The sequence below is a fragment of the Lysinibacillus sp. 10T31 genome (assembly GCF_056394365.1).
Genome location: NZ_JBFTHS010000104.1, coordinates 1 through 5,957, shown reverse-complemented (window position 1 = coordinate 5,957; position 5,957 = coordinate 1). Strand labels below are relative to the sequence as shown.

The 5,957-nt window shown below is 34.0% G+C and carries 7 protein-coding genes and 2 pseudogenes; 5 read left to right on the top strand and 4 right to left on the bottom strand.

The annotated features are described in order from the left end of the window. The 3 genes and pseudogenes from AC1DCY_RS26700 to AC1DCY_RS26690 form a co-directional block, all read right to left on the bottom strand. Nucleotides 1-358 (bottom strand): annotated as a pseudogene (locus AC1DCY_RS26700) (translocation protein TolB); the annotation flags it as partial. Between the two features lie 177 nt (nt 359-535). Continuing rightward, nucleotides 536-1,105, bottom strand: a complete 570-nt coding sequence (locus AC1DCY_RS26695; RefSeq protein WP_477355570.1) for a hypothetical protein — start codon at nt 1,103-1,105, stop codon at nt 536-538. Between the two features lie 84 nt (nt 1,106-1,189). Beyond that, nucleotides 1,190-1,381, bottom strand: a pseudogene (locus AC1DCY_RS26690) (DUF4179 domain-containing protein); the annotation flags it as partial. A gap of 101 nt (nt 1,382-1,482) precedes the next feature. Here AC1DCY_RS26690 and AC1DCY_RS26685 point away from each other — a divergent pair. Continuing rightward, nucleotides 1,483-3,000: an HNH endonuclease gene (locus tag AC1DCY_RS26685; RefSeq protein WP_477355567.1), complete on the top strand. Its 1,518-nt coding sequence runs from the start codon at nt 1,483-1,485 to the stop codon at nt 2,998-3,000. A gap of 371 nt (nt 3,001-3,371) precedes the next feature. Here AC1DCY_RS26685 and AC1DCY_RS26680 read toward each other — a convergent pair whose 3' ends face one another. Next, nucleotides 3,372-3,542: a hypothetical protein gene (locus AC1DCY_RS26680; protein WP_477355564.1), complete on the bottom strand. Its 171-nt coding sequence runs from the start codon at nt 3,540-3,542 to the stop codon at nt 3,372-3,374. Between the two features lie 358 nt (nt 3,543-3,900). On the opposite strand from AC1DCY_RS26680, the gene AC1DCY_RS26675 reads away from it, so the two are divergent. The 4 genes from AC1DCY_RS26675 to AC1DCY_RS26660 form a co-directional block, all read left to right on the top strand. Continuing rightward, complete coding sequence (locus AC1DCY_RS26675; protein ID WP_477355561.1) at nt 3,901-4,119, top strand: transcriptional regulator; 219 nt, start codon at nt 3,901-3,903, stop codon at nt 4,117-4,119. Next, nucleotides 4,116-5,375 (top strand): Y-family DNA polymerase, encoded by a 1,260-nt coding sequence (locus AC1DCY_RS26670; RefSeq protein WP_477355558.1) that lies wholly within the window; start codon nt 4,116-4,118, stop codon nt 5,373-5,375. The genes AC1DCY_RS26675 and AC1DCY_RS26670 overlap by 4 nt, the downstream gene beginning before the upstream one ends. A 13-nt stretch (nt 5,376-5,388) precedes the next feature. After that, the gene (locus AC1DCY_RS26665; protein WP_477355555.1) at nt 5,389-5,721 is read left to right on the top strand and encodes a YolD-like family protein; all 333 of its coding nucleotides are present in this window, start codon (nt 5,389-5,391) and stop codon (nt 5,719-5,721) included. Further along, nucleotides 5,714-5,957: YhjD family protein (locus AC1DCY_RS26660; protein WP_477355554.1), on the top strand; the 244-nt coding region annotated here is incomplete at its 3' end. The genes AC1DCY_RS26665 and AC1DCY_RS26660, both read left to right, overlap by 8 nt.

Here is a 5,957-nt window from a genome sequence, read left to right as displayed (position 1 = left end):
CATTTAGGATACCTCTCGAATTGTAAGCTAGTTGATTTGATGTTGGCGACCATTTAATTTGACTTGTTTCAATTGATGGATACGGTTGATAGCTTTCCTTTTTCTTTAAATCATAAATATACAGATACGTTTTTTCTCCATTCTCGTTACCTGCTAAATAGGCAATATACTGACCATCTTTTGACCACTTTGGAGAGGATACATAGCGACCTGTTGTAAGCTGTATTTCTTTATCTCCCTCCTTCATCCATAGCTGATGATTTCGTATATAAGCAGCTTTAAGAGGAACTTCAGCAGAAGCATCTATTGAATGATTAAAACTAACGAATAGTATTAATAATAAAATTCTAATTGTCATTTATCACACCTCTCCTTTTTTTCCTTTTCTCGACGATATTGTTTCCAAACATTGTTCAATTATTCTGCCCCTTTAGTTGAACAAGAAAAAGATGGGATCTCTGTGGAATCCCATCTTGAAGTAGAAGTACATTTATTCACAAACTTTGCTCTTTATTTGATTGTTAACTGCAATGCTCTATTTTAAAACTGTCTCGGCTGGGGTAAATGCTTCCCATTGATTATATTTCGTAGTTATTGATGAAATAAACCAATACTCTCTAAATGGTTCTAAATTCTTTTCCACGATTATAATCTTCTGCCCACCACCAAAATCTCCATATGATGCCCATAAATCGTATTTAACGGTATACCGCATTTTGGATTCGCTAAGCTTTTCTACTTTGGTAAAACGAAAGTTACTAACCGAAGGGCTTGACTGACCTGTTATCCAGTGAGTTTGCTCAAATTTACTCCTTGATTGTTTTCGAAGCGAAGGGGACAACATCGCATATTGAACAGCACCACTTCGACCATTTACGCCAAATATCCAAAATTCAACAGCTTGTTTTGGTTCGGTTACCATCAAACCAGTCATAAAAGACATTAACTGGCTTTCTAAAGGATTGAGTTGTTTGCCTTTAATAATCTCTTCCTCAAAGGAAGGAGTAGTATCGTTCGTTTTTGCATTTACTGTTCCATAATACAACCCACAAATAAGTATACTAAACAAAACCAATAGAAGAGGTTTACTTTTATCCAATTTCATCACCCCAAACTATATTTAAGTTTAGTTTATCCTGTTCAGTTACAATCATTCCTTATTGAACTAACCTGCACCGTTAGTTTAATAAGAAAGTGACTGCTTGAAGGAATCTTTTCCCTCAGGACCTTCCACAAATGTAAGGACACTTTCTGGTCGATCTTTATCACGAATACCTACATGCTCTAATTCTTGGCCCGCTGCTTTTAGCTTGAATGGTAAGCCATTTCCTCCTTGAATAAATGGTAATTGCGAGAAGATTCCATCTTTTTTATAGTACTCTGATAACATAAAATTACCTCCTGAATATATTCAAGTTAATAATATATATTTAATTCTCTTCGGATTGGTTTATAATGGTAACAAAAGAGGTGATAGTGACTATGAACACATTAGAGAATAGCAATATCAAAGTTTACTTACGTCAGTTTAGAGACTATTGCTTTGAAGATAAAGGATTAGATGGACGGACCGTAAATAGATATGAAAGCATTATTGATAACTATTTAAATACTACAGTCTTGAATAGTATAGATTTATCCACTAATGAATTATTTACAACAGAGAAAGTAATAAAATTCCAACACAAACTTTCAAGCCCTATGGTTCGTTATGCACTGTTGGCCTTTAATAACTTTTTATTTGAAAGAGAATTTATAAATGAATCTCAACATAAAATCGATTTCAATAAAGCTATTAACGATTCTTTTCCTAAATCTAAAAATGATTACATTGAAGATGAAAAAAAACAGCTATATCTTTCTCCAAGTGAAATTAGAACTTTATTTTCTGGTGAAATTATTTTTAATAACGATGAAGATCGATATACTTTTCCATTAGTAATTTCTCTATCTTATTTTTGCTTATTTAATCAAAAGGAAATTGAATCCTTGAAACTAAATGATATTAATTTAGAAGATAGAACTATAAAAAACATTAGGTTCCAGCGCACAGAAAATGCAGCTCCATACATTCAGATGAATAATATACTTTTTAATAATATGCAACAGTATCTAAAATATAGAGAAAAATTAGATATCAAAAAAGAAGCTTCCGAAAGTTTAATTATTATAAAAGGCGAAACTATAGAAAATAAAGGCTTCACTCAACTCTTTAATGTGATTAATTCGGCAGCTAAAAATCGTGACTTAATTAAAAACTCATCACTTAGCAGTGGCTTATTGTTACGTTCCAGCATGTTATATACTTTACGACATTCTTCTGAAAACGGTGTAATAGAACTTTCTAAACTAATCGGTTTTTCATTGTTATCTAATAAGTACTTCAAACCTGCTTTTAAAGATTTCCAGAAAAAACACATAGAGTTAAATGAATCTGACACTACTATTCTTAAAGACTTAGAACAAAATCTCCCAAATTTCACTAAAGAACCTAGCAATACAGATTACTTTAATTTCGGAAACTCCTATACCCCATATGAGTTTCTGTATTCTGAAGAAAATGACATAACATTAAATGATATAGAGGACCACGATATGAAAAAAGATTCTATCCCTATTACTTCAAAAGTCGTTATTCAAAGGCTAGTTCGTGATTCTAAAATTGCTCGCGAATTAAAAATATTTTATAAAAATTATTGTCAAGTTTGTAATACTTCACTACGAAAATCTGATGGATCTTATTATTCTGAAGCTCATCATATACAACCTTACAATAAGATCCATCAAGGCGATGATATACCAAGCAATTTACTCGTTTTATGCTCTAACTGTCATACCCAATTTGATGATTCATTTTATGCTATTGAACCCACAACTAAAGAAGTACACTGTATTTTTTCTGATGATGCTAAACACCTTACGAAACTAAATTTAAAACATGAATTGAATTTAAAGTACTTAGATTACGCCTGGAATTTATTTAAGCAAAAACAAAAATAATAGAAAGAACCAATCTTTAATAAGATTGGTTCTTTCTATGTCTTTTAGAATAAAACCGCACTTACTTATGATACGGTTCACCGCGACTAATATTAAATTCATTCCTAAAAACAGAATTCCTTATTGAACTAACCTCCCTCTATAAACATTGAAGTATCAACGGTTTTCATCACTTTGTATGTAGTAAAAAATATTTTTTCATCTCTTTTTAAACTTATAATTGAATTTATAGTTTTTATTACCAAATGGAGCGTACGCTTCGCTAAAACTAATGAAAATCATTAGCTTTTTTAGTCCACTATTTGATGCACAATGGATCTCTGCGATGCTTATGACGACGTACCCTCCCATGTCTCTTAGCGTCAGTGCGCTTACATTCCTTCGTTCGGTCTATTCATAAGGCAGAGGCCAGCATCTTCGGACACAAGAGCAGCAGGTAAATCTTTCTGGCTCATTTTAACAGTTGGAATCATTGTTGATAGAAAAATAATTCCTAACACAATGACCGCAAAAAATGGCAGTACTAAAAATTTGTTTTTCATCTTGTCTCCTCCAAATAATAAACATTGTGTTGTTTAACAGTTTCAATATAAACCAAAAAATGATTAAACACTATCGGCAAATGATAGCGAAACGTTGAGTAATGAACATCCTTATGGGATATGTTTATTAATTTTATTAGTTTTATAATTTTTCACTTGCTTCATGGCGTTGAGTACCTGGTATTTTATCGTTTCCAAAAATTTAATCTTGCCAAAATGCAAACATTTGTTCTAGAATGTATACAAACAAATGTTCTTACGTATGATAGGTAAAGGGAAAATCAATGTGCCAATAAAAAATATCAATAATACACAGCTGTTATTTATAAAATTTGAGAGATAGTGGGAGGTAGCTAAGATGAGAGAGGGACTGATTAAAGCTATGCAGCGCAATCAATTAGTGAACATGATGTATGTAGTGAAAGATGGTTCCTTAGCAAAAAGGGTAAAAGTCATTAAAATTGTTGGCGATTTATTTCAAGCATTTTATTGTATAAGATGTGCAAAACGTACTTTTTTGATCAGTAATGTTCTAGCCATTATTCCCGTTGTTAGTATGGAGCGTGAAGTTGTATGAATTATGAGGGAATGCCAAATAGACCTATTATGTGTATCGATATGAAATGTTTTTACGCCAGCTGCGTGGCGATGTTACATGGGATAGATGTTTTAAAAACTCCAGTTGCAGTAGTAGCAAATTTTGACCAACCAGGTAGCATAGTGCTTGCTGCATCACCTTTGATGAAGGAGAAATTTAAAATCAAAACTAGCAGTAGGCGTTGGGAAATACCTAAACATCCTGACATTAGATTGTTTGAGCCTAAAATGAGTTTCTTTATTCAAATGTCGATGACGATTACAAAATTGATTTCTAATTACGTACCAGTCGATGCTATACATGTGTATAGTGTGGACGAAAGCTTTGTTGATTTAACTGGCACTGAAAAGCTTTGGGGTTCACCTGAAGAAGCGGCTAAGGAAATACAAAGGGCTATTCTTGACCAATTTAATGTACCTAGCGCAGTAGGTATGGGACCAAATATGTTAATAGCCAAATTAGCTTTAGACATTGAAGCAAAGAAAACAGGCTTTGCTAGATGGACTTATGAGGATATTCCAAAGAAATTATGGCCTGTACGACCCCTATCCGAAATGTGGGGCATAGGAAAACGAATGGAAGCAAATCTAAATGCTATGGGAATACAAACAGTTGGTGGTTTGGCTAATACAGATCTAAAAGAATTAGAAAAGCGCTTTGGTGTAATGGGCAATCAACTCTATTACCATGCATGGGGAATAGATCTATCCAAATTAGGGGAGCCGTTAATAACAAACGGCACTTTAAGTTTTGGGAAGGGCCAAATGCTGATGAGGGATTATCACACACGAAAAGAAATCTCTGTAGTGCTCCTAGAAATGTGCGAAGACGTAATGAAACGCACACGTGATGCAGGGTTTGTTGGCCGTACAATCAGCTTAGGTCTTTCTTACAGTCGAAACGCCATGACCAAAGGATTCCATCGGTCTAAAACAATTTCAGCGCCGACAAGTGAAACCCTTGTGATGTATAAAACTTGTCTTGAATTACTGGATGAACACTTTGCAGGGGAACCAGCTCGGCAGTTATCTGTCCGAATATCCAACTTAGAGAGAGAGCATAGTATCCAATTAGATTTATTTGACGAACGCAAACCACAACGTCAAGTCATAGGACCTACTATGGATGCCATACGCAATCGGTTTGGAGCAACATCAATATTAAGAGCAGTTTCTTTCACAAGAGCTGGTACAGCTATTAATCGAGATCGCTTAGTTGGTGGTCATTTGGCATAGGAGTGATTTATGAATGATACAGGACAGAGGTAATATTAAATGGGCATCGATGATGTTGCCGGAGCATTTAGAGCTTCTTAGAGAGTATAAAAAGGAGCGTACAGAACAGCCAAGAGAATTGACTGAGTGGGAACTGGAAGAACTACAAAAAACAATCGATCAAGCTTTTAATCAGCAAGTGGATATAAAATTAGAAGTGTGGAAGGAATACCAAATCACACAATGGACTGGAATAATTAAATCGATGAATACTAATGAACTTATACTTGAAACACTACTTAAAACGAAAAGTATTCCAATCCGAAGTATTCAATCAGCCCAACTGGATGCTGATTACTATGATTAAAGCTGACGAAAGACAATTACTTCATAAGTATCTTTTGTTAGAACTAGCAGTTAAATCATTGCAGGTTGACTATTGTAAAGTAGAACAGTTTAAAATGAAAACGGTATTTCTTCCAATGATGGATTCATTGCTAAAGGATCTAAGACAAGAATATTTTAACCTCAAACGAGAACTTGCACAAAAACGTATACGAGTAGTAGGTTGGCAACCAGTAGATGAATACTTTAGTGACGTGT

Excerpts from the sequence above, each read along its gene's own strand:
- AC1DCY_RS26680 (WP_477355564.1), bottom strand. The coding sequence starts at position 3,542 with ATGAAAAACAAATTTTTAGTACTGCCATTTTTTGCGGTCATTGTGTTA.
- AC1DCY_RS26665 (WP_477355555.1), top strand. The coding sequence starts at position 5,389 with ATGATACAGGACAGAGGTAATATTAAATGGGCATCGATGATGTTGCCG.
- AC1DCY_RS26675 (WP_477355561.1), top strand. The coding sequence starts at position 3,901 with ATGAGAGAGGGACTGATTAAAGCTATGCAGCGCAATCAATTAGTGAAC.
- AC1DCY_RS26695 (WP_477355570.1), bottom strand. The coding sequence starts at position 1,105 with ATGAAATTGGATAAAAGTAAACCTCTTCTATTGGTTTTGTTTAGTATA.
- AC1DCY_RS26685 (WP_477355567.1), top strand. The coding sequence starts at position 1,483 with ATGAACACATTAGAGAATAGCAATATCAAAGTTTACTTACGTCAGTTT.
- AC1DCY_RS26670 (WP_477355558.1), top strand. The coding sequence starts at position 4,116 with ATGAATTATGAGGGAATGCCAAATAGACCTATTATGTGTATCGATATG.